Raw genomic sequence first — 23,186 nt, forward strand, 5'->3', positions numbered from 1 at the left:
TTTTATCCGCGGGAGTACCACGGCCGGCATTGATTGGATCGCCCGCAAGCGGGCTCCTACAAACATCAAGACCGCCGCCTCCTGTAGAAGCCGGCTTGCCGGCGATCATGGTCTGCTGGCGAACTCTTAAGCGAATATTTCCACCCTCTTGCGTCAAATGTACCGAGTATTAGTCTCAACAACTCTGCCCTCGCGAGCCCAGATCATGCGCAAGTCTCTGCTCCTGCTACTGGCCATCACCCTGCTGCTGAGCGCGTGCAGCCGTGTCGGCCTGGCCTATCGAAACCTCGATTGGCTGATCCCATGGAAGCTCAGCGACTATGTGGCACTGACCAGCGAGCAGAGCGCCTGGCTCAAACCCCAGTTGCAGGAGCACCTGGCCTGGCATTGCAGCGTCGAGCTACCGCACTATCTCGACTGGCTGCAACGCAGTCAGCAGGCACTGAGCAGCCGTGACAGCGAGCTGATGGCCAGCCAGTTGGCCGACTTCGAACAAGCCATGCAACGCATCGCCGTGGAAATAACCCCCAGCACCATCGAGCTGCTGCGTGGCCTCAGCCCGCGTCAGGTCGATCAGCTATTGGCGGCCATGGACGAGCAGAACGCCAAGCTGCGTGAGGAGTTTCTCGAGCCGCCCGTGCAGGAGCAGATCAGCCGGCGCGCCGAGCGCATGGAGGAGCGCCTGCAACCCTGGTTCGGCACCTTGAACGCCGAGCAGCGCGAGCGGGTGCAGAGCTGGGCACAGGGCCTGGGCGAACAGAACCAGGTCTGGCTGGAAAACCGCATGGCCTGGCAACAGGCGCTGCGTGAGGCGCTGGAAGTGCGCCGTGGCGACGACTTCGCTGCGCGCATGACCGCCCTGCTGCAACAGCGCGAGCGCTTCTACACCATCGCCTACCAGGCCAGCTTTGATAAGAATCGTCAGGCCATGGCTGAGATGATCGTCGACCTGGTCGCCCAGGCTGACTCAAAACAGATGGCGCGAGCCGACAAGCGCCTGAAAAGCCTTCATGCCGATCTGGCCGCGCAGCAGTGCACGGCTGATCAGGCAGTTGCGCGGCGCTAAGCAGGCCTCGGAAGCGGGCTCAGAGCGCCGGCAAGCGCCAGTCGATGGGGCTCATGCCATTTTGGCTGAGGAACTGATTGCAACGGCTGAAGTGACCGTTACCAATGAAGCCGCGATGCGCCGACAACGGTGACGGGTGCGGCGAGCGCAGCACCAGGTGCTTGGTCGGGTCGATCAGGCGCTGCTTGCCCTGAGCGTGGCTGCCCCAGAGCAGGAACACCAGCTTGTCCTGATGCTCGCTGACCACTTCGATCACCCGGTCGGTAAAGAACTGCCAGCCCTTGCCCGCGTGCGAGCCGGCGTTGGCGCGTTCCACTGTCAGTGAGGTGTTGAGCAGCAGCACGCCCTGATCGGCCCAGCTCTGCAGGTAACCATGGGCCGGGATGTCGATATTGAGGTCGCGCTTGAGCTCCTTGTAGATATTCACCAGCGACGGCGGCGTCTGCACGCCCGGCTGCACGGAGAAGCACAGGCCATGGGCCTGACCGGGACCGTGGTACGGGTCCTGGCCGATGATCACCACCTTGACCTGAGCCAGCGGCGTGGAATTGAGCGCATTGAAGATCAGTGGACCCGGCGGATAGATTTCCTTGCCGGCCGCCTTCTCCGCCTGCAGGAACGCACGCAGCTCGCTCATGTAAGGCTTGTCGAACTCCTCACGCAGCGCGTGTTTCCAGCTGGCTTCGAGCTTGATGCGATCGTCGGTCATGCGGTTTTCCTGCAGGGTCAAAACAAGTGCAGGCACGCTAGTGAAGGGGGCCGGGCAAGTCAAGGCAACAGCTGTGCATCGGCTTTAGGCCAAGGCTCTGCTAGCATCTCAATACGCCGCTGCGGTTCCACGGAAGCCCCCGCCATCATGTCGCTGTCCCCCGAAGCCATCCGCTTCGCCCTGCTCACCCGTTTTCTCAAAGGTCAGGCAAAAGTGCCGCAAATGCCGGAAGCGGCCATGCGCATTCGCCAACTGCTGGACGACCCACGCACCTCGCTGGAACAACTGGCGCGGGTGATCAACAGTGATCCCCCGCTGGCCGCCTATCTCATGCAGTTCGCCGAAAGCCCGCTGATTCGTGGTGCGCGGCCGTGCGTGTCGATGCGCGACCTGCTCGCCCGAATCGGCACTCGCCAACTTGGCACCCTGGTACTGGGGTTCACCGCGCGAAATCTCTTCGCCAGCAAGGAAAAAGCCTTGCAGCAAGCCTTCCGCCAGCGCTGGCGCAAGGCTCGCGAGCGCGCCGCGTTCTGCGCCGCCCTGGCGCAGCGCTGTAACCAGGCACTCGATGAGGCCATGCTCGCCGGCCTGCTGCAGGATATCGGCAGCCTACCCCTGCTGGCGGAGCTGGAGCATTGGCCGGATTTCCCGCGTGATGCCGAGCACCTGGATGGGCTCTGCGATTACCTCTCCGGCGACATCGGTGCACTGGTGCTTACACGCTGGCAGGTACCGACCACGCTGATCGAGTGCGCCAGGCAACGTAACAAATGGCTGCACGATCACGACGGCGAAGCCGACCTGACCGACCTGGTGCTGCTGGCCAGCGCATTGCAGATACAACCAGCGAATCTCCCCGAGCCCCTGCCCGCGCAGCGCCGGCTGGGGCTTGAACAACCACTGGCCAGCCTGCGCGAAGAGCTGCTGGCCGAGCAACAGCTGTGGCTGCGCATGCTGGCCTGAGCGCCTCTGGCCGATAGATCACGTTGCCTTGAATACCCAGGCGGTACTCATGGCGCCCCTGCCCCGAGCGAGATATGCCGGGCCCTCCCCTACCCCTGATGCAGCGCCCGGTAATGACTGGGCGCCATGCCCACCACCTTGCGAAACAGCCGCGAGAAGTAATAGGGATCGTCGTAGCCAAGCTGCTCGGCGACCTGGCGCACTTCGGCGTCGCCACGATCGAGCAGACGGCAGGCCAGGGCCATCTTCAACTGGATGAAGTCCTGGATCGGCGCATGGCCGGTCAGCGCGCGGTAGGTCTTGGCGAAATGAAAGCGCGACAGTTTGAACTGTGCAGCCAGCTCATCGAGGTTGAGGCTGCCGTGCAGATGCTCGCGCATCACCGCCTGCACCGCCTCGACATCCAGCACACGGCCGGACTTGAGGTTGACCCGCGCCGGCAGTACGGCCAGCGAGCTGAGCATCGCCTGCAAACGGTGCGCAGCGTGGATGAAGGGCAAGATGTTGAGGCCCTGGCGCTGCAAGCCCAGTAACGCCTCGAAATCGCCGATCAGCCGGGGCTGCACGCCGATGCGCCGCAGCGTTTGCGTGCCCAGCAGGCGCAGGAAGTCTTCGCCGAGGCTACCGTCGAAGTGCACCCAGTAGATCGTCCAAGGGTCATGCAGGTCAGCGCCATAGGCATGCGCAGCGTCCTTGGGCAGCAGCAGCAATTCTCCAGCAGCGACCTCAAATCGTCCATCCGATGTTTCCAACCACCCCTTGCCCGAGCGGCAGTAGATCAGCAGATGGTCATCCGGTTGCGCGCGGCGCATCTGGTGACCGGTTGCATCGGGGTAGAAGCCGATGGCCAATGGATAGCACCCAGCGCTCAAGGCATGGCGCGCCAGCAGACGGCGCAGGCGCGGTGGCGTGATGAAGCGTTGCCCACCGACAGGCAACGGCCAATTGGAGGTTTCCACCCGCATTCCCACCACACCACTCCTTGCCAGCCTGACCGAATGACAAGATCGTCCATCCCAAGCCCAAGATCGTCAATCCACAAACGGGCATCCAATGGCTATAAAAGGTCCCATACAAGAACAACAGGAGGCGACCATGCCCCGCACGCTACCGCAACTGATCGACGGCCAATGGCAAACCAGCCAGGCTCGTGAGCTGATCGAAGTCACCGACCCGACCAATCAGGAGGTGATCGCCCTTGCCCCCAAGGCCACCGCCGAGGAAATCGAGGCCGCGGTGGCCGGTGCGCAGAAAGCCTTCCTCGCCTGGCGCGAAGTACCGGTCTCGGAGCGCGCCCGTCTGATGCTGCGCTACCAGCACCTGCTCAAGGAGCACCACGACGAGCTGGCGGAGATTCTCGCGGAGGAAACCGGCAAGACCTTCGCCGATGCCAAGGGCGACGTCTGGCGCGGTATCGAAGTGGCCGAACATGCAGCCAATATCGCCAGCCTGATGATGGGCGAGACGGTGGAGAACGTCGCCCGCGAGATCGACACCGCCAGTTGGATCCAGCCGCTGGGCGTGTGCGTCGGCATCACCCCGTTCAACTTCCCGGCGATGATCCCTCTGTGGATGTTTCCGCTGGCCATCGCCTGCGGCAATAGCTTCATTCTCAAACCCTCGGAACAGGACCCGATGACGCCCAATCGCCTGGCCGAGCTGTTCCTCGAAGCCGGCGCACCGGCCGGCGTGCTGCAGGTGCTGCATGGCGGCCGCGAGCAGGTCGATGCGCTGCTGGTGCATCCGCTGGTACGCGCGGTGTCCTTCGTCGGTTCAGTCGCGGTGGGCCAACATGTCTATCGCACCGGCACACAGCACCTGAAGCGCGTGCAGGCCTTTGCCGGGGCGAAGAACCACATGGTGATCATGCCGGATGCACCCAAGGATCAAGTGATCAGCAACCTGCTCGGCGCCAGTTGTGGCGCCGCCGGGCAGCGCTGCATGGCCATCAGCGTGGCGGTGTTCGTCGGTGAATCGAAACAGTGGATCGATGAGCTGGCCGAACAGATGGCCGCGCTGCGCCCTGGTCATTGGCAGGACAGCGGCGCCGCCTACGGCCCGCTGATCAGCCCGCAGGCACGCCAGCGCGTGTTGCACCTGATCGAACAAGGCAAGGCCGAAGGCGCCGAGTGTCTGCTCGACGGCTCGCAATGCAAGGTAGACGGTTACCCGAACGGCAACTGGGTCGGGCCAACGCTGTTCCGTGGCGTGACCACGGAGATGGGCCTGTACCGCGAGGAAATCTTCGGCCCGGTGCTGGTGTGCATGGAGGTTGCGACCCTGGAAGAAGCCATCGAACTGGTCAACGCCAGCCCCTATGGCAACGGCACCAGCCTGTTCACCCGCTCCGGCGGCGCTGCGCGGCATTTCCAGCACGCGGTTGAAGTCGGCCAGGTGGGCATCAACGTCCCGATTCCGGTACCGCTGCCGTTCTTCTCCTTCACTGGCTGGAAGGGCTCGTTCTACGGCGACCTGCACGCCTACGGCAAGCAGGCGGTGCGTTTCTACACCGAGACCAAGACGGTGACCAGCCGCTGGTTCGACGACACACCGCTCGGCGATGGCCCGAACATGACCATTTCACTGAAGTGAGAACTGGGTGAGCGTTTCTTAGACTAATAGACGATCACTCGAACTGGACGAGCGGCGTAAAACGGTTCTCTGCAGAACAAAAACAAGGAGAACTGCAATGCGCCAACTGTCCGCCACGCTGGCCCTGTGGGCCGTACTTACCGCCTGTGCGCAGGCTGCCGAGCCGATCACCCTCGGCCTCAATTACCCGCGCACCGGACCATATAAGGAAGAGGGATTGGCGCAGATGCGTGGAGCCCTGCTGGCCATCGATGAAATCAACGCTGCAGGCGGTGTACTGGGCCGACCTTTGCGCCTGTCCAGCAAGGACACCGCCTCGCGGCCGGCCAAGGCCGAGAAGAACGTTGACAAGCTGGCCGCCGAAGGTGCGGCGATGCTGTTCGGTGGCTCTTCCAGCGCGGTTGCCATCGCCGCAGGCAAGCGCGCCAAGCAGCACGGCCTGCTGTACTTCGGCACCCTTACCTACTCCAACGATACCACTGGCAAGGATGGCCATCGCTACATGTTTCGCGAATGCAACAACGCCTGGATGAGTGCCAAGGTGCTTGGCCAATACCTGAGCAAGACCCTGCCGAACAAGCGCTACTTCTATGTCACCGCTGACTACACCTGGGGCCACACCAGCGAGGCATCGCTGCGCCAGGCCACCGCCAGCGACAATGCCGCCCAGCACGCCAGCGTACGCATCCCCTTCCCGGGCGCGCGCCTGGCCGACTACCAGGACGCGCTGACCCAGGCCGCCGCCAGCAACGCCGAAATCCTTGCTCTGGTGCTGTTCGGTGAGGACCTGGTGCGTGCCATGCGCGTCGCCAAGGACCTGGGCCTGACCGAACGCATGCAGATCGTCGCACCGAATCTGACCCAGAGCATGGTCGAACAAGCCGGCCCCAACCTGATGGCAGGCGTGATCGGCACCGAACCCTGGACCTGGCGCGTACCGGCGCTGGAAAAATCCGCCCGCGGCGAAGCCTTCGTCGAAGCTTTCAAGACCCGCTACGAGATGTACCCATCCAGCTCCGCTGCCTCGGCCTACAGCATCGTCCAGCAGTGGGCCGACGCCGCCACACGAGCCAAGAGCCTCGACAGCGAAACGCTGATCAAGGCACTGGAAGGCCATCGCTACACCTTGCTCAAAGACGAACAGCAATGGCGTGCCTTCGACCACCAGAACCTGCAGACGGTCTACGCCGTGAAGGTCAAGCCGCGCGACGAGGTTCTCAAGGACCCACTCAAGCAGGACTACTTCGAAATCGTCGACCGCCTCGATGCCAGCAGCGCGCTGCCCAGCCTCGCCGAATGGCAGGCAGAGCGCCGTGCGGGCGGCCAACCCCTGACCTTGCAATGAGATGCCATGGACTTCGAACTCAGTGATGAACAACGCCTTCTGACCGACAGCGCCCGCGCCTTCGCCGCGCGGGAGCTGACGCCCCACGCCGCAGAGTGGGATCGCGAGCAGCACTTCCCCGTCGAGGTGATCCGCCGCGCTGCCGAGCAGGGCTACCTAGCCCTGTATCTGCGCGAAGAGGACGGCGGCCTGGGCCTGTCCAGGCTGTCCAGCTCACTGATATTCGAACAACTGGCGGCCGGCTGTGTCGCCACCACCGCCTACCTGACCATCCACAACATGGCCACCTGGATGCTCGCCAGCTTCGCCGACCAGGCACTGAAAGATGCCTGGCTGCCGGGGCTGATCAATGGCCAGTCGCTGGCCTCCTACTGCCTGACCGAGCCAGACGCCGGCTCCGACGCTGCGCATTTGCGCACCCGCGCACGGCGCGATGGCGACGACTATGTGATCGACGGCAGCAAGTGCTTTATCTCCGGGGCGGGAAGCACACAGGTGCTGATCGTCATGGCGCGCACCGGTGAGGATGGTGCCAAGGGTATCTCCTGCTTCCTGGTACCTGCCGATGCGCCCGGCGTACGTTACGGACGCAACGAGGACAAGATGGGCTGGAAGGCGCAGCCGACCCGCACCATCACCTTCGAAGCCGTACGCATTCCCGCCAGCCACCGCATCGGCCCAGAGGGCGAAGGCTTCGTCTACGCCATGAAAGGCCTTGATGGTGGCCGCCTGAATATTGCCAGCTGCTCGCTCGGTGCAGCCCAGGCGGCGTTGGAGCAAAGCCTGCGCTACGTCGAGGAACGCAAGCAGTTCGGCAAGGCGCTCAGCGAATTCCAGGCCCTGCAATTTAAGCTGGCCGACATGCTCACTGCCCTCACCGCCAGCCGGCAGATGGTGCGCCTGGCCGCGCACAAGCTCGACCATGGCCACGGCGAGGCCAGTCTGTACTGCGCCATGGCCAAGCGCTTCGCCACCGACCAGTGCTTCGATGTGTGCAACGAAGCACTGCAACTGCACGGCGGTTACGGCTATCTGAATGACTATCCGCTGGAACGCTGGGTACGCGACGCCCGCGTGCACCAGATACTTGAAGGCACCAACGAAATCATGCGGGTGATCGTCGCCCGTCGCCTGCTTCTGCAGGGCGGCATGCTTGATCGTCTGCTGTAAACCGTTTTCCCTCTCCCGACGCGGGCCGCCCCGCCCTCTTCCATGAATGGCAGAGGGGAGATAATCGACGAGGAATCGTGATGAGCACTGCACTGGAAACCTACAAACCCGGCATCTTCGACCTGACCCACAAGCTCACCGTGGAAAAACACGGGCATACCGCGCTGATCACCATCAACCATCCACCGGCCAATACCTGGGACCGCGACTCACTGATCGGCCTCAAGCAGGTGATCGAACACCTCAACCGCGACGACGAGGTGTATGCACTGGTGGTGACCGGCCAGGGGCCGAAATTCTTCTCCGCTGGCGCCGACCTGAACATGTTCGCCGATGGCGACAAAGCCCGCGCTCGTGAGATGGCGCGACACTTTGGCGAGGCCTTCGAAGCCCTGCGCGATTTTCGCGGTGTGTCCATTGCCGCGATCAACGGCTACGCCATGGGCGGCGGCCTGGAGTGCGCGCTGGCCTGCGATATCCGCATCGCCGAACGCCAGGCACAGATGGCCCTGCCGGAAGCGGCGGTCGGCCTGCTGCCCTGCGCCGGCGGCACCCAGGCGCTGCCCTGGCTGGTCGGCGAAGGCTGGGCCAAACGCATGATCCTTTGCGGCGAGCGCATCGACGCCGAGACCGCCCTGCGCATCGGCCTGGTCGAGCAGGTGGTGGACACCGGCGAGGCACGCGGCACTGCCCTGCTGCTGGCATCCAAGGTAGCGCGGCAAAGCCCGGTGGCAGTACGCACCATCAAACCGCTGATCCAGGGTGCACGCGAGCGTGGCTCCAACACCTGGCTGCCGGAGGAACGCGAGCGCTTCGTCGACCTGTTCGATGCCGACGACACCCGTGAAGGGGTCAACGCCTTTCTGGAAAAACGCGATCCGCAGTGGCGCAACAAATAACTCGCGGTTTCGCTCCGCCCGTAGGGTGCGCCGTGCGCACCGAGAGTCAGATGATGAACGTAACCTTCGAAGAACGCCCCAGCCTCCATGGCTACCGCATCGGCATCGCCAGCCTCGACGCCGAGAAGAGCCTCAACGCCCTCTCCCTGCCGATGATCGAAGCACTCGACGAGCGCCTCAAGGCCTGGGCCGATGACCCCGAGATTGCCTGCGTCGTGCTGCGTGGCAACGGCGCCAAGGCCTTCTGCGCCGGCGGCGATGTGGTGCAACTGGTCAATCAGTGCCACAAAAAACCGGGTGAAGTACCGCCGCTGGCACGGCGTTTCTTCGCCGACGAATACCGTCTCGATTACCGCATTCACACCTACCCAAAACCCTTTATCTGCTGGGCCCACGGCCATGTACTGGGCGGCGGCATGGGCCTGATGCAGGGCGCCGGCATCCGCATCGTCACCCCCAGCAGCCGACTGGGCATGCCGGAGATCAATATCGGCCTGTACCCGGATGTCGGCGGCAGTTGGTTCCTCGCCCGTCTGCCGGGTCGCCTGGGCCTGTTCCTCGGTCTCACCGCGGCCAGCATCAATGCCTGTGATGCGCTGGACCTGAACTTGGCCGACCGCTTCCTGCGCGACGACCAGCAAGACGCTCTGCTCGACGGCCTGGTGCAACTGAACTGGCGCGAACAAGCCGACCTGCAACTGCACAGCCTGCTGCGTGCGCTGGAGAACGAAGCCCAGGGTGAACTACCGGCTGCCCAGTGGCTGCCACGTCGCGAACGTATCGATGAGTTGCTCGACGTTGCCGACCTGCCGGCTGCCGTGCACGCGCTCAGCGTACTGCAAACGGATGACGACGCCCTGCTCGCCCGCGCCGCCAAGACTCTGGCCCATGGCTGCCCGCTGACCGCACACCTGGTCTGGGAGCAGATCCGCCGCGCCCGCCATTTGTCGCTGGCCGACGTATTTCGCATGGAATACGCCATGAGCCTTAACTGCTGCCGCCACCCGGAATTTCCCGAGGGCGTACGCGCCCGCCTGATCGACAAGGACCAGACGCCGAAATGGCATTGGCCGGATGTGGCCGCGATCCCAGACGCAGTGGTCGAAGCGCACTTCGCGTCGGTCTGGGAAGGCGAACATCCGCTGGCAGATCTTTAGCGTACGGATCGGTGCGCACGGCGCACCCTACATGTAGCCCGGATGCACTCCGGGAGAGCTCAACAGCAATCCTCGAACAATGACAATCGGCGCGCACCATGCGCCAACAGGAAGGAGAGCCGTCATGACCCAGATCGCCTTTATCGGCCTCGGCCACATGGGCCTGCCCATGGCCCGCAACCTGCTCAAGGCGGGATACCCGCTGAAAGTCTTCGACCTGCAGCGCAGCGCCGTCGACACCCTGGCTGGCGAAGGTGCCGTGGCGGCCGATAGCGCCACCGACGCCATCGATCAGGCAAAGGTGGTGATCAGCATGCTGCCGGCCAGTCGTCATGTGGAAGGCCTGTACCTGGGTGATGACGGCCTGCTTGCGCGGCTACCCGCCGGCACGCTGGTGATCGAGTGCTCGACCATCGCCCCGGAGGCCGCGCGCAAGGTGCACGCTGCCGCCCGCGAGCGCGGTATCGCTTTGCTCGATGCGCCGGTCTCCGGCGGCACTGGCGGCGCAGCAGCCGGCACCCTGACCTTCATGGTGGGTGGTGAAGCCCAAACGCTGGAAAAGGCCAGACCGATGCTCGCCGCCATGGGCAAGAACATCTTCCACGCCGGCCCCGCCGGCGCCGGCCAGGTGGCCAAGGTGTGCAACAACCAGGTACTCGCAGTACAGATGATCGCCACCGCAGAAGCCATGGCCATGGGCGTGGCCAACGGCCTGGAGCCGGCGGTACTGGCCGAGATCATGCGGCAGAGCTCGGGCGGCAACTGGACGCTGGAGAAATACAACCCCTGGCCTGGCGTAATGGAAAACGCGCCAGCATCGAAGGGCTACAGCGGCGGCTTCATGGCCGAACTGATGGCCAAGGACCTCGGCCTGGCCCAGGAAACCGCCAGCCACAACGGCAACAGCGCCCCCATGGGTGCTCTGGCACTGCAGCTCTACCGCCTGCTGCTCAAGCAGGGCAAGGGCAAGCAGGACTTCTCGGTAGTGCAGCAGCTGTTCGTGGAATAGCGTATACAGCCAGCACGCATACACACAGTCGAACCGGCGCCAAGCTCGTAGGGTGCGCTTTGCGCACCCTGTCTGACGCCTCTCGCACCGTTAACGCAGCGTCAGCCCAAACGCCTCGTCACTGAAGTCGAAGCAATTGAGGAAGCGACGAATCTCCAGCAGGTTACCGTCGACCTTCACATCGCCGAGCAGTGCGCCTTTGACCAGGCCACCTTCGCCGGTCAGCAGGGTCTCCATGAAGCGCTTGTCCATGCTCAGGCGTAGAGCTGTGCCTTCAGGAATACCCTTGTGCAACTGCGCCACGCCGCGCCGAACCTCCAGCGCCCACTGCTCGTCAACGTCGGGGAAGCTGAAGCCCAGGGTCAGCTCGACATCGCCGGCCTTTTCCGGGTCGACACGGGTCACCCAGTTCTGCAGGAAGCTCTGCGGGGTGAAGCTGCGCACCATATCCGGCGAGAGGAACACCTTGCGCATCTCCACCGAGCGTTGGCGGATGACATCGCCGTCGAGCTTGCCCTCCAGCTCCATGGCGCTCATCAGGTACCAGTTGCGCCAGTTGATGTTCATGCTGGCGTAGCCCAGCTTACGGAAGCTGCGTGCCTTGATCTCACGCGCCAGCATGTCTTCGTGGTCGACTCGGATCGCATAGCCGGCCAGCTCCGCCGCCCACTGGTAGTCGCCCTTGAGGTAGGCATTGCCGGCTTCCAGCAGCAGTTTCTCGCGGCCACCAGCCAGGGCAATCAGGCGCTCGGCCTGCTGCCGCGGCGGGGTCGGGTCGAGTGCCACCGGGTCACCCTGGAACCAGCCCAGATAGCCGTTGTAGATCTGCCGCACGCTGTGTTTCACCGTGCCGTAGTACTCGCGCAGATAAGGCGTGTAGCCGGCCAGGTGCGGCGGCAGTTTGACCTTCTCCACCAACTCGTCCGGGGTCAGGCCCTTGTTCATCCAGCGCACGGTCTGGTCGTGGATATAGGCGATGCCATCGCGGGTCATGCGCAGCACTTCCTCGACCTTGTCCTGGCCGCTGACCGGTCGGCCATGCAGCGGCACCATGTACTCGGCCTGGTAGGCACGCAGCTTGTCCAGACTCTCGACCCACTGCACCGGGTCGCGGAACTTGGTGCCGCGCAGTGTGTGGATGTTCGGCAGGGTCGGGCCCTGGTCGACCTCGGCGCTGATAAGCACGCGGTTGGCCGGCAGGTACAGGGTGATCTCGTCCGGCGCCTCGCTGGGCACATGTAAAAACTGCACGTCGAGGCCGGCGATATTGGTGTCCAAGAGCTCGCCGAAAGTCACGGTCGGAGCGATGAAGGACGACGGCTCGGGCTTGGCCAACGGACCGATGCCAGCGTTCATGCCCTCCTGATCGCTGGACGGCAGGAAGGAACCGAAGCTGTACGCCGAACGTACGCCAAGAATCGGCCCGACCAGCGCGCCCTGAGCCACCACGTTCTGCAACAGGGTCTCGTGGGCGTAGATCTGCACGTCGCCGCGTTCCACTTGCTCGCGACTGACGAAGGCCTGCACACCGTTGATGTGATCCGGGTGGAAGTGGGTGTAGACCACGGCCTTGACCGGCTTGTCGCTGAGCTTGCGGAACTCGGCCATGATCTTGCGCGACTCGCTGACCGATTCACCGGTGTCGACGATGATCAGCCCCTGCGGCGCCTCGATCATCACCACGTTACCCAATTGCCAGCCGACCGCCGAATAGACGTTGTCGGCAACGCGATAGACCTGCTGGGCAAAAACCTTGGTGTGGGCAGCCAGTTCGGCGTTGATGCTGGGTTCGATACGCTCGGCCGGCAGTTCGGCAACGGCGCTCAATGGCAGGGTGGCGACCAGCAGCAGGCCGCTGAAACGAGAGAATGGGCTCATGGCGTTGAAACGTCTTGTTGTTGGAATACTGGCAGGTTGGCAAAGGCCGATCGATAATTCCAATGCATTCGAATAGACCAGTTAATGCAGGAAGCGCATGAACGATCTCCGTCAGCTCCGCCACTTCGTCGCCCTCGCCGAACACGAACACTTCGCCCGCGCCGCCGCTGCCGTGCACCTCAGCCAACCGGCGCTGAGCCGCAGCATCCAGGCGCTAGAGAGCCAACTCGGCTGCACCCTGGTGGATCGCCACAGCCGTGGCGTCAGCCTCACCGCCCATGGCCAGCTGGTACTGGAACATGCGCGTCGCCTGCTGGCCGGCAGCCTGGCGCTGAGCAATGCGGTCAATCAGCTGGGCAATCTGGAGGCTGGCGAATTGCGTCTCGGCGCCGGCCCTTATCCGGCCGCACGGCTGATTCCGCAGGCGCTGGGGCAGTTGCTGCAACGCTACCCGCGGGTGCAGGTGAAACTGGACATCGCCAACTGGCTGGAACTGCGCGACAGCCTGCTGGGCTCGACCATCGAGCTGTTCGTCGCCGATATCCGCGAATTGCAGGACGACGCTCAATTGCGCATCGAACCGCTGCGCGTGCATCAGGGCGTACTGTTCTGCCGCCCGGCTCATCCGCTACTACAGCGGCAAAACCTGCAACTGCGCGACCTGCTCGACTTCCCGCTCGCCGGCACACAGCTGCCACAGGTGGTCGAACGCAGCCTGGGCCTGGCCAGCGGGCGAGCGCAGCTGTTGAGCGTGCAGTGCGACAACTTCCTGGTGCTCAAGCGCCTGGTGGCCGACAGCGATGTGCTGAGCATGGCGCCTTGGGACGTGATCGCCGACGAAGTCGAAAGCGGTCAGCTCACCCTGCTGCCGCTGTTGCCCCAGGGCCTGCACCAGCATTCAGCCTATGGCCTGGTCAGCCGTGCCGGCCACAGCCTGTCGCCAGCAGCGCAGGCCATGGTCGAAGCGATTCGTCGGGTAGATGAGGAAACGCCGCGTACAGGGCACGCGGCGGATTGAGGAGAGGCTTACCAGCGGCGCTCGCCGCTACGACGTTGTTCGTTATTGCTGCGCCCGTTGGAGAAACGATGCTGCGTGTTGCGGCCTGCCTCCCAGCCGCGCTGAATCTGCCCACCGCGGTGTTCCTGACGACGCTGGTCGCGGCGATAGTCATGTCGCGGCTGCTGGTGCTTGTAGCCGTCGTGATACCGGCGATCGTGGCCGTATTGATGACGCGGCGGCGGCGCCGGTACGTAGCGCGGAGGAGCCGGGTAGTAATTATGCCGACGCTCCTCGTAGTAGTAGCGTGGCGGCGGGTAGTAATCGCGCCGATAGCCGTCGTAATACCGGTAGCCATGGCCGTTGTGGTAACCACGGTCGTGGCCATCGCCATAAACGGCGCAACCGGAAAGCAGCAAGAGCAAGGCGGAAAACAGCATCTTGTAGGGCATGGCGGCCTCCTGTGACCGCTGGGACGACGCCGACCGATGTCGGCCTCCGGGACGGTGATCCCTGACGCATCAGACAGCGCTGCCCGCAACAGGTGCGATTCCCTTCGTCGGCTGTGATGGACGGCGCAAAACCACAAGAGCGCAGAGCAGTTGCCAAGCAGCTGGCATGGCATTCGCTTGCTCAGCAACGCGGAAAGCCGATCCATGCACAGGATCGTCAGTGGTAGCGAATCGCAATGGCCGACTAGGGTTCCGGCTCGTCAAACGGCGAGTGACTGGTCCGAGAGTGGGCGACCTCATGCAGCGGCGGGAAGCCGCGGGGTTACACGGCGGGACAAAAGCCCGGGAGAACGCGCAGCAAGGCTGCCGGCTTTCCCGCTTTCGTCCCTAACCCGAGGTGTCCATGTCCATTCGCTCCCTGCTCACCATTGTGCTCTGCGCCTGCCTGTTCGGCGCCCCGACCACCCAGGCCGCGCCAAAAACCTTCAAATTGTGCTGGTCGATCTTCGCCGGCTGGATGCCCTGGGGCTACGCCGCCGAACTGGGCATCGTGAAGAAGTGGGCGGACAAGTACGGCATCGACATTCAGGTGCAGGAAGTGCCGGATTATGTCGCCTCCATCGAGCGCTACACCGCCGGCCAGTTCGACGCCTGCAGCATGACCAACATGGATGCCCTGACCATTCCGGCTGCTGCCGGCAAGGACAGCACCGCACTGATCATCGGCGACTTCTCCAACGGCGCCGACGCCCTGCTGCTGCGCGGCAGTGGCAAGCGTATTCAGGACCTCAAGGGCAAGAGCGTGCTGCTGGTGGAAAACTCGGTGTCGCATTACCTGCTCACCCGCGCACTGGAGTGGGCCCTGCTCGATGAAAGCGACGTGACCATCATCAACGTCTCCGACACTGAAATCGCTGATGCCTTTCTCGCCGGCAAGGGCGACGCGGTCATCACCTGGAACCCGATCCTCTCCGAGATTCGGCACAAGACCGAAGTCAGCCAGGTATTCAGCTCCAACCTGATTCCCGGAGAAATCCTCGACCTCACCGTGGTCAGCACCCAGACCCTTGCCCAGCATCCGGAATTCGGTCGCGCGCTGACCGGCGCCTGGTTCGAGACTCAGCGTCTGCTAGGCCTGCCCACCCCGGCCGGGCGTGAGGCCAGGGCCAGCATGGCAGCCGCCGCCGAAACCACGCCGGAAGACTTCGACGCCCAGCTGGGCACCCTGCGCTCGTTCTACTCACCGCGCACCGCGCTGAACTTCGCGCGTACCGGCAAGCTGCCAGACCTCATGCAACGGGTCGCACGCTTTGCCGATGCTCACGGCCTGCTGGGCAAAAGCGGCATGGGCCTGACCAACCTGGGTATCGAATTCAGTGGCGAGAAGCCGCTGGGCAACGCCCAGCGCATCCTGCTGCGTTTCAACCACGACTACATGCAGCTGGCCGCTGACGGAAAGCTCTGAAAGCGCCCCTTCGCCCCAGCAGGCAGCACGCGATAACCAGCACGCACCACCACGGCGCACTGGATGTTCGATACATGGATTCAGGCCGCCGTCTGGCGCGGCTCGCGGGGATGGCACGATGTTCGCTAAGAACAGGTCGTGCAGGAACAACCCGGTTCGCCGGGATCGCGGCACCACAATTTGCCAATAGCCGGCTAGGGTTCCGGCTCGCCACAGGCGAGCGACTGGTCCGAGAGCTAGCGACCTCCAGCGAGGTTACACGGCGGGACAAAAGCCCGGGAGAACGCGCCCCATCCGTGGGGAACCGCCGCGAACTCCTGTCCGCCCCTGTCAAACTGGAGGTTCATCATGGGTATCCCCCACTCGCATCAGCGGCAGCCAGCCGTCACTCGCAAAGGTCCGAAACCAGCGCAGCTCTGCGCCCACTAGCCGCGCACGCATTTCGTTCCAGGCCCGACGAGGACTATCCATGCGCCTGATCAACCGCCACCCGGATCGCAGCGGCCGCCTGCTGCTGATCCTGCTGCCCTTCGCCCTGCTGCTGTTCGTCTACTTCAGCGCCTCGACCAGTCGCCTGGCCGAGAACCCCAACGACAAGCTGCTGCCCAGCGCCAGCCAGATGGTCGATGCCATCGACCGCCTGGCCTTCACCGAAGACAAACGCAGCGGCCAGTACCTGTTCTGGCAGGACACTGCTTCCAGCCTGCAGCGCCTTGGTATCGGCCTCGGTATCGCCGCTCTGCTGGGCCTGGTACTAGGCATTGCCGCCGGCAGCGTGCCGCTGTTCGGCGCACCGCTGTCGCCACTGCTCACCGTGCTGTCGATGATTCCGCCGCTGGCCATCCTGCCGATTCTGTTCATCGTCTTCGGCCTGGGCGAGCTGTCCAAGGTGATGCTGATCGTCATCGGCATCACCCCCTGCATCGCCCGCGACATCGAACAGCGTGCCCGCGAAATTCCCGGCGAACTGCTGATCAAGGCGCAGACCCTCGGTGCCAACTCCTGGACGCTGATCCTGCGCCTGGTGCTGCCGCAACTGATGCCGCGCCTGCTGATCTCGCTGCGCCTGATGCTCGGCTCGGCCTGGCTGTTTCTGATCGCCGCCGAGGCCATCGCCTCGACCGACGGCCTCGGTTACCGCATCTTCCTGGTCCGTCGCTACATGGCCATGGACGTGATCCTGCCCTACGTCGTGTGGATCACCCTGCTGGCCTGGCTGATGGATCTGGGCCTGCGCCAGGTGCTGCGCCTGTGCTTCCCCTGGCATGAAGGAGGCAAGGCATGACCCTGTACAGCCAACACATCGTCCCACTGAGTGAACCCGTCATGCGCGACTCCAGTACGCCTCCTGCAAGCACAGGGAAGCCCGCCTTTATCGAAGCGCGCAACCTGTGGCAGGAATACGGCGACCTGGTCGTGCTTGAACGCCTCAACATCAAGGTCAACGAGGGTGAGTTCTGCACCCTGGTCGGCGCCTCCGGCTGCGGCAAATCCACCTTTCTGCGCATGCTGCTCGGCCAGGAACGACCGAGCCGTGGCGAACTGCTGCTGGGCGGCCAGGCGCTGCCCAACGAACCCGACCCAAGTCGTGGCGTGGTGTTCCAACGCTACTCGGTATTCCCGCACCTGAGCGTGCTGGACAACGTCGCCCTGGGCCTTGAGCTGCCGAAATCGAAGCTGCTGGGCCGACTGTTCGGCGCAGCCAAGCGCGAAGCTCGCGAACGCGCTGCCGAAATCCTCACCAAGGTCGGCCTCGGCCATGCCCTGAACAAATACCCCAGCGCACTCTCGGGCGGCATGCAGCAACGTCTGGCCATCGCCCAGGCGCTGGTGATGCAACCGCGCATGCTGCTGCTCGACGAACCCTTCGGCGCCCTCGACCCCGGCATTCGCAAGGACATGCACGCGCTGCTGCTGGAGCTGTGGCAGGAAACCCGCCTGACCGTGTTCATGGTCACCCACGACCTCTCCGAAGGCTTCAGCCTCGGCACCCGTTTGCTGGTGTTCGACAAGGTGCGCATTGATCCGCAGGCGCCCAACGCCTACGGCGCACGCATCACCTACGACATCCCGCTGAACGAGACGCGCCGCGCACAGGTGCAATTGCCCAGCGAACTGGCCGAGCGTATTGCCACCCGCTGATTGAGCGGCAATTTCGGTGCGCACGGCGCACCCTACGCAGCGCAAACCGCGCGATAACCCGTAGGGTGCGCCGCGCGCACCGACTGCGCCTCCGACCAGGGAGGCGCAGTCTCCACTAGCTCAACACCTCGAGATACCGCGACAGCGTTTCGCTCTCCGCGGCAAACCAGCGCTGCGCCTCGCCGGTAGTCGGCGTGGCGAGTTCCGCGCGCCAATCCGGCTCCAACGTATCGATGATGAACGTCCGCACCACCGCACGGCCGTCCGGGCGTTGCAGGTGCTGACAGACACGGCCCGCGCCAGGTAGCTCGAAGCCCTCCAGCGAAACCATCTGCCCCACCCGTGCCGGCAATGTGGACAGCGCCACCTGGTAACGCCCCTGCTGATCGGCGTAAGCCAGCGAAGTCTCGCAGTCGAACAACGCGGCCAGAGCCTCACCATCACCTTGCGCCCGTTCGGCGCGCTCACGCAGTTGCAACGCTGACTCGCCAGGCTCAATCGCCCGCCCCTGCACCCAACCAAGCTGCTCGCCACAGACAATCAAGCCACCACCGCGCTGCAGCACCTCGCCGCTTTCGGCGTCGCATTCCTCCAGCAGACGCAGACCGATCAATGGCCCGCTGCTGGCCTGCAAACGCCAGTCCTCGACATAGGCGCCCGTGGTGCCGAACTCGATCATGCAATTGCCGATGCGCTGCAACTGCGCCGGCTCCGGCCAGCGGTTGTGCAGTTGCAGGGACACGCCACCGTGCCAGCTCAGGTAGCCGTTCTCCCAAACGCTATCGGCCACCCAGCCTTCATGATTGGCAAGCTGGCGCAGCTCCACGGCGCCGTAGTCCTGCCAGGCCCTTACCGGTAGCGCGGGCGCGTCCGGCAAGCGCAGGTCGATGGTGAAGGTGCGGCTTTGCAGCCAATGCACCTGAGTACGCTCGTCACTGCGGCCATCGGCAAAGCTGATGGTGCGGCGGCGAAAGTGCCCGAGCATCCAGTCCGGGACGCCGCCATCGGCGCGTTGTGGGTAACGTGCAGCCAGCTCCAGCAGGTTCATACCGTCACCTCCTGGCGGCCCTGACCAAAGCTGGACAAACCCGCGGCACCATCGGGCAGTTGCAGCGAACCATCCTCCAGCCGCTCGCGCAGATAGCGGAAGGTCTGCGCGGTCTGGGCGAACAGGTGGTCGCCACAATTTACAGGCTCGTACACACGCTCACCGCGCGCCGGCAAGCCGGCAATCGGCGCGATGCGCGTCGGGTAGTCGCAGGCGCAGAACAGCGGGAAGGCGAAACGCTCCTCGCTGACCTTGCACACGCGGTGCGAGGTGGCGACGAAATGGCCGTTGCTGAGCACTTCGAGCATGTCGCCGATATTGATCACGAAGGCATCCTCAATCAGCGGCACGTCGATCCACTGACCGTCGCCATTGAGCACCTGCAAACCTTCGGCGGTGGGCAGAAGAATGGTGAAGCACTCGTAGTCGGTGTGCGCGCCAATGCCTGGCCGGTCGGCCACCGGATCGGGATCGAGCGGGTAATGGATCATGCGCAACTGGCTGGTGGGATGCCGAGTGATGTCGGCGAATGTGTCCTCGGCCAGCCCCAGCGCCAGGGCGAAGCCACGAAACAGCGTGTCGCCCAGTGCCAGCGCCGCCCGATAGTAGGCGCCGACCTCACGCTTGAAGTCCGCCGAGTCCGGCCACTGCGTTGGCCCCAGCAGCGGATAGACCTGGGCCGCCTCGGTGTAGTCGTAATTGACGTCGTAGGCTTCCTTGAGGTCCTTGCTGCCGCCGGCGAACTGCTCCTCGCCTTCCGGCACGTAGCCGCTGTGGTTGCTCGACTGGCCGATATAGAAACGCATCTTCTGCTCCAGCGGGCGAGCGAAGAAACTGCGCGCCTGCTGGATCAGTCCTTCGCGCAGTTCGCGCGAAATACCGTGCCCGGTGATCTGCAGGAAGCCTACCTCGCGAGCGGCGCGGCCCAGCTCGTCTGCAACGCGCTGACGCTGGGCAAGGTCGTCGGCATACAGCCCGGCAACGTCGATCAGAGGAATGGACGTGAAGTGGGTATGCGCCATGGCAATCTCCCTTGAACAAGTGAGTTACCTGGTCGTCCAGACGAGCAGCGGGTCGGGTCGTCCCGAGGGCGGCAGCGAGGTCGCCTCTGCAACAGGGTCGATAGCGATTTCCATGCCACCACCATAACGCCGCCAAGCCGTTATCCCGCGCGCGAACTCGCCCCAGAGCAGTGCAACCAATCCCTCGCAAGCACCATCAGGCAGCGCGCAAGCGCCAGCACGTGCCGCCGCAACGCCCAATCACGGGCCTCGGCGAGCTGGCACGCTATTCGCTACAGCTTGGACGTGCAGGTTCTAACCGGGATTTCCCGGAATCGCGGCACCACAATTTGCGAAATGGATGACTAGGGTTCCGACTTGCCTGGCAAGTGCTGGTCCGAGAGTCATCGACCTCCAGTGAGGTTACACGGCGGGATAAAAGCCCGGGAGAACGCGCCTTTCGAACGATTCGAAACGTGCCGCGACTCCTGCCCGTACTCAACAAGACTGGAGGTTCCAAATGCGCAAGTACCGTCTGTTCTCCTTCGCCGCTGCCGGTCTGGCCGCGGTACTCAGCTTCAGCGCTCACGCCGAGAAGAAAGACAACTTCAGCGTCTGCTGGACGCTTTACGCCGGCTGGATGCCCTGGGGCCACGCCAGCACCTCCGGCATCATCGACAAATGGGCGAAGAAATACGGCATCAGCATCGATGTCGTGCAGCTCAATGACTATGTCGAGTCCATCAACCAGTACAGCGTCGGCCAGTTCGACGGCTGCACCATGACCAACATGGACGCCCTGACCATCCCTGCCGCCGGTGGTGTGGACAGCACCGCGCTGATCGTCGGTGACTACTCCAACGGCAACGACGGCCTGCTGATCAAGGGCGAGGGCAAGACCCTGGCCGATCTCAAGGGCATGCGCGTCAACCTGGTGGAACTCTCGGTCTCCCACTACTTCCTCGCCCGTGCCCTGGAAACCGCAGGCATGAGCGAGCGCGACGTGACGGTGGTGAACACCTCCGACGCCGACATCATCGCCGCCTACACCACCCCCAGCGTGCAGGCCGCTGCGACCTGGAACCCGATGCTCGCCGAGATCAAGGCCCAGCCGGGCAGCACTGAGGTGTTCGACTCGTCGAAGATCCCCGGTGAAATCCTCGACATGATGGTGGTCAACACCCAGACCCTGAAGGACAACCCGGACTTCGGCAAAGCCCTGGTTGGCGCCTGGTTCGAAATTCTCGAATTGATGCAGGCCGGCACTCCGGAAGCCACCGACGCCCTGACCGAAATGGCCAAGGCCTCCGGCACCGACCTGGCCGGCTATCAGTCGCAACTGGCGACCACCAAGCTGTTCTACACGCCGAAGGAAACTCTGGACTTCATCACCAGCCCGGCTCTGCCGGAGACCATGACCAAGGTCGCCAACTTCAGCTTCGAGCACGGCATCCTTGGTGAAGGCGCCCGTAGCGCCGACGCCATCGGCATGACCTTCGCCGGCGACGTCAGCACCGGCGACAGCGCCAACATCAAGCTGCGCTTCGACCCGAGCTACGTACAAATGGCCGTCGACGGCAAGCTCTGACGGGCAACTCTAAAAACTACCTGCGTTGCCATCACTGCGTTAAAAACAGGCTCAAAATGCTCATTTACTACTCGTAAACTCCGCTTTTTCGCCTGCTTTTGCCTTGTGCTGACTGCCTCGCCAACGTTTTTAGAGCCGCCCTAAACCAAACGTATCGCAACGATGATCAGGCGCCCCTGCCGGCGCCTGACGACCAGGCTTTGATTTCGAGGTACCCATGACTACTGCCCTCACCCTGCGCCCCACTCTCTATGAGGAAACCGTCCCCGGCGGCGGCCACACCTCATTCATCCTCAAGCGCGGCCAACTGCTGCGAATCACCGATATCGAGGGTGGCGCCAACGTCAGCCTGCTGCTGTTCAACGCCGCCGAGAAAAGCGAGCGCCTGAACCTGCCCGACACCCTCAAGGGCCAGCACACCGCCAAGCTCACCGCCGGCCACTGCCTGTACTCGGACATGGGCAAGGTGCTGGCGGCCATCACCGCTGACACCTGCGGTTGGCACGACAGCTTCGGCGGCGTGTTGAACGCAGACGAAGTGCTGGAGAAATACGGCCAGGGCCGCTACCAGGAACTGCGCAATGGCTTCTTCCGCAACGGCATGGACAACCTGCTGGTGGAGATGGGCAAGTGGGACCTGAACCTGCTCGACCTGCTGATGAACCTCAACCTGTTCAGCTGCGTGGATGTCGACGCCGAGGGCGCCTTCCACTTCCAGCCGGATAACAGCAAGGCCGGCGACTACATCGAGCTGTACGCGCCGATGGACACCCTGGTGGTGCTCACCGCCCTGCAACACCCGATGGACCCGAACCCGCAGTACGCACCCAAACCGGTGCAACTGACCTGGAGCAAGGTCGACAGCGACGGCATCACCGTGCTCTGCCGCACCTCGCGCCCGGAGAACGGCCGGGGCTTCCACAACACCGAACGCCAGTACATTTGAGGGTGCCGACATGAGCCTGACCGCAAGCAACCTGCATCCCGAAACCGCCGCGTTCCGCCACACCATCCCGGCGGGCGAACCCTACCTGTTCGAGGTCAAGGCCGGGCAGACCCTGCGCCTGCACGACCTGGAAGGCAACCAGGCGATCGACACTCTGTTCTTCGCCGCGAAAAACCCGCGCGAGCGCTTCGACCCACAGCGCACCCTGCGCAAGCAGAACAACGTCTACCTGACCACCGGCACGGTGCTCTATTCCAACCTGGGCAAACCGTTGCTGACCATCGTCGCCGACACCTGCGGCCGCCACGACACCCTTGGTGGCGCCTGCGCGCAGGAGAGCAACACCGTGCGCTACGCCCTGGACAAGCGCTACATGCACAGCTGCCGCGACAACTTCCTGCGCGCAAGCCTGCACGATGGCCGCCTGAGCAAGCGCGACATCGGCGCCAACATCAACTTCTTCATGAACGTTCCAGTCACCCCCGAAGGCGGCCTGACCTTCGAGGACGGCATCTCCGCGCCCGGCAAGTACGTGGAGCTCAAGGCCGAGACCGACGTCATAGTGCTGATATCCAACTGCCCACAATTGAACAACCCGTGCAATGGCTGGAACCCGACGCCGGCCGAGGTGTTGGTGTGGAACTGACGTAGGGGGGGGGGGAACCCCCCCCGCCCGGCGGGGGGGGGCGGCGCCGCGCCAACGAGTCAGCCCCCCCCCCGGGGGGGCGGCGGCCGCGCGGGTAGGAGGAGGGGGGGGGG

General features: G+C 63.9%; 21 protein-coding genes and 3 riboswitches. Of the genes, 15 read left to right on the forward strand and 6 right to left on the reverse strand.

Going from position 1 to position 23,186, the window contains the following annotated elements; all coding sequences use genetic code 11:
- The first annotated feature begins 205 nt into the window (after positions 1-205).
- Positions 206-1,066 carry a DUF6279 family lipoprotein gene (locus EGJ86_RS18660; RefSeq protein ID WP_125836135.1) on the forward strand — a complete coding sequence of 287 codons (861 nt, stop codon included), beginning with the start codon at positions 206-208 and terminating at the stop codon, positions 1,064-1,066.
- A 19-nt stretch (positions 1,067-1,085) separates the two neighbouring features.
- On the opposite strand, the gene ung is transcribed toward EGJ86_RS18660, so the two are convergent.
- On the reverse strand, positions 1,086-1,775 hold the full coding sequence (gene ung / locus EGJ86_RS18665; protein ID WP_125836136.1) for a uracil-DNA glycosylase: 690 nt from the start codon (positions 1,773-1,775) through the stop codon (positions 1,086-1,088).
- A gap of 147 nt (positions 1,776-1,922) precedes the next feature.
- Here ung and EGJ86_RS18670 point away from each other — a divergent pair, with 147 nt between their 5' ends.
- The gene (locus EGJ86_RS18670) at positions 1,923-2,738 is read left to right on the forward strand and encodes an HDOD domain-containing protein (protein ID WP_125836137.1); all 816 of its coding nucleotides are present in this window, start codon (positions 1,923-1,925) and stop codon (positions 2,736-2,738) included.
- A gap of 89 nt (positions 2,739-2,827) precedes the next feature.
- Here the strand turns inward: EGJ86_RS18670 and EGJ86_RS18675 are convergent, their stop codons facing one another.
- Positions 2,828-3,703, reverse strand: a complete 876-nt coding sequence (locus EGJ86_RS18675; protein ID WP_372237977.1) for an AraC family transcriptional regulator — start codon at positions 3,701-3,703, stop codon at positions 2,828-2,830.
- 130 nt (positions 3,704-3,833) lie between these two features.
- On the opposite strand from EGJ86_RS18675, the gene EGJ86_RS18680 reads away from it, so the two are divergent.
- From EGJ86_RS18680 to mmsB, 6 genes are all read left to right on the forward strand, one after another.
- Entirely contained in the window at positions 3,834-5,330 is a 1,497-nt protein-coding gene (locus EGJ86_RS18680; RefSeq protein ID WP_125836139.1) for a CoA-acylating methylmalonate-semialdehyde dehydrogenase, read from the forward strand.
- A gap of 97 nt (positions 5,331-5,427) precedes the next feature.
- Positions 5,428-6,675, forward strand: a complete 1,248-nt coding sequence (locus EGJ86_RS18685; protein WP_125836140.1) for an ABC transporter substrate-binding protein — start codon at positions 5,428-5,430, stop codon at positions 6,673-6,675.
- Between the two features lie 6 nt (positions 6,676-6,681).
- Entirely contained in the window at positions 6,682-7,845 is a 1,164-nt protein-coding gene (locus tag EGJ86_RS18690; protein WP_125836141.1) for an acyl-CoA dehydrogenase family protein, read from the forward strand.
- Positions 7,846-7,925: 80 nt separating this feature from the next.
- Entirely contained in the window at positions 7,926-8,744 is an 819-nt protein-coding gene (locus EGJ86_RS18695) for an enoyl-CoA hydratase (RefSeq protein ID WP_125836142.1), read from the forward strand.
- Between the two features lie 53 nt (positions 8,745-8,797).
- A complete protein-coding gene (locus tag EGJ86_RS18700) occupies positions 8,798-9,901 on the forward strand; it encodes an enoyl-CoA hydratase/isomerase family protein (protein WP_125836156.1) in 1,104 nt (367 codons plus the stop codon).
- 124 nt (positions 9,902-10,025) lie between these two features.
- Positions 10,026-10,910 (forward strand): 3-hydroxyisobutyrate dehydrogenase, encoded by an 885-nt coding sequence (gene mmsB / locus EGJ86_RS18705; RefSeq protein ID WP_125836143.1) that lies wholly within the window; start codon positions 10,026-10,028, stop codon positions 10,908-10,910.
- Between the two features lie 90 nt (positions 10,911-11,000).
- On the opposite strand, the gene EGJ86_RS18710 is transcribed toward mmsB, so the two are convergent.
- Entirely contained in the window at positions 11,001-12,788 is a 1,788-nt protein-coding gene (locus EGJ86_RS18710) for an alkyl/aryl-sulfatase (RefSeq protein WP_125836144.1), read from the reverse strand.
- 97 nt (positions 12,789-12,885) lie between these two features.
- On the opposite strand from EGJ86_RS18710, the gene EGJ86_RS18715 reads away from it, so the two are divergent.
- Positions 12,886-13,806 (forward strand): LysR family transcriptional regulator, encoded by a 921-nt coding sequence (locus tag EGJ86_RS18715; RefSeq protein WP_125836145.1) that lies wholly within the window; start codon positions 12,886-12,888, stop codon positions 13,804-13,806.
- Between the two features lie 8 nt (positions 13,807-13,814).
- On the opposite strand, the gene EGJ86_RS18720 is transcribed toward EGJ86_RS18715, so the two are convergent.
- On the reverse strand, positions 13,815-14,237 hold the full coding sequence (locus EGJ86_RS18720; protein ID WP_125836146.1) for a hypothetical protein: 423 nt from the start codon (positions 14,235-14,237) through the stop codon (positions 13,815-13,817).
- A 233-nt stretch (positions 14,238-14,470) separates the two neighbouring features.
- A riboswitch (guanidine-I (ykkC/yxkD leader) is annotated at positions 14,471-14,588 on the forward strand.
- Between the two features lie 52 nt (positions 14,589-14,640).
- Between EGJ86_RS18720 and EGJ86_RS18725 the strand changes: the two genes are divergently transcribed.
- From EGJ86_RS18725 to EGJ86_RS18735, 3 genes are all read left to right on the forward strand, one after another.
- The gene (locus EGJ86_RS18725; protein ID WP_125836147.1) at positions 14,641-15,702 is read left to right on the forward strand and encodes a putative urea ABC transporter substrate-binding protein; all 1,062 of its coding nucleotides are present in this window, start codon (positions 14,641-14,643) and stop codon (positions 15,700-15,702) included.
- 183 nt (positions 15,703-15,885) lie between these two features.
- A riboswitch (guanidine-I (ykkC/yxkD leader) is annotated at positions 15,886-15,986 on the forward strand.
- Positions 15,987-16,171: 185 nt separating this feature from the next.
- Complete coding sequence (locus EGJ86_RS18730) at positions 16,172-16,987, forward strand: ABC transporter permease (protein ID WP_059391937.1); 816 nt, start codon at positions 16,172-16,174, stop codon at positions 16,985-16,987.
- A 41-nt stretch (positions 16,988-17,028) separates the two neighbouring features.
- A complete protein-coding gene (locus tag EGJ86_RS18735) occupies positions 17,029-17,844 on the forward strand; it encodes an ABC transporter ATP-binding protein (protein WP_125836157.1) in 816 nt (271 codons plus the stop codon).
- A gap of 115 nt (positions 17,845-17,959) precedes the next feature.
- On the opposite strand, the gene EGJ86_RS18740 is transcribed toward EGJ86_RS18735, so the two are convergent.
- Positions 17,960-18,892 carry a hypothetical protein gene (locus tag EGJ86_RS18740; RefSeq protein ID WP_125836148.1) on the reverse strand — a complete coding sequence of 311 codons (933 nt, stop codon included), beginning with the start codon at positions 18,890-18,892 and terminating at the stop codon, positions 17,960-17,962.
- Positions 18,889-19,914 (reverse strand): isopenicillin N synthase family oxygenase, encoded by a 1,026-nt coding sequence (locus EGJ86_RS18745; protein ID WP_125836149.1) that lies wholly within the window; start codon positions 19,912-19,914, stop codon positions 18,889-18,891. Before EGJ86_RS18745 ends, EGJ86_RS18740 begins: the two co-directional genes overlap by 4 nt.
- 333 nt (positions 19,915-20,247) lie before the next feature.
- A riboswitch (guanidine-I (ykkC/yxkD leader) is annotated at positions 20,248-20,345 on the forward strand.
- 68 nt (positions 20,346-20,413) lie between these two features.
- On the opposite strand from EGJ86_RS18745, the gene EGJ86_RS18750 reads away from it, so the two are divergent.
- The 3 genes from EGJ86_RS18750 to EGJ86_RS18765 all read left to right on the forward strand — a co-directional run bounded on the left by EGJ86_RS18750 (position 20,414) and on the right by EGJ86_RS18765 (position 23,073).
- Positions 20,414-21,481, forward strand: a complete 1,068-nt coding sequence (locus EGJ86_RS18750) for a putative urea ABC transporter substrate-binding protein (RefSeq protein WP_125836150.1) — start codon at positions 20,414-20,416, stop codon at positions 21,479-21,481.
- Positions 21,482-21,698: 217 nt separating this feature from the next.
- On the forward strand, positions 21,699-22,427 hold the full coding sequence (locus tag EGJ86_RS18760) for an urea amidolyase associated protein UAAP1 (protein WP_125836151.1): 729 nt from the start codon (positions 21,699-21,701) through the stop codon (positions 22,425-22,427).
- Between the two features lie 10 nt (positions 22,428-22,437).
- A complete protein-coding gene (locus tag EGJ86_RS18765; protein ID WP_125836152.1) occupies positions 22,438-23,073 on the forward strand; it encodes an urea amidolyase associated protein UAAP2 in 636 nt (211 codons plus the stop codon).
- The last annotated feature ends 113 nt before the right edge of the window (positions 23,074-23,186 follow it).

Origin of the sequence: Pseudomonas sp. o96-267, assembly GCF_003935465.1 — a bacterium.
Classification (GTDB): domain Bacteria; phylum Pseudomonadota; class Gammaproteobacteria; order Pseudomonadales; family Pseudomonadaceae; genus Aquipseudomonas; species Aquipseudomonas sediminis.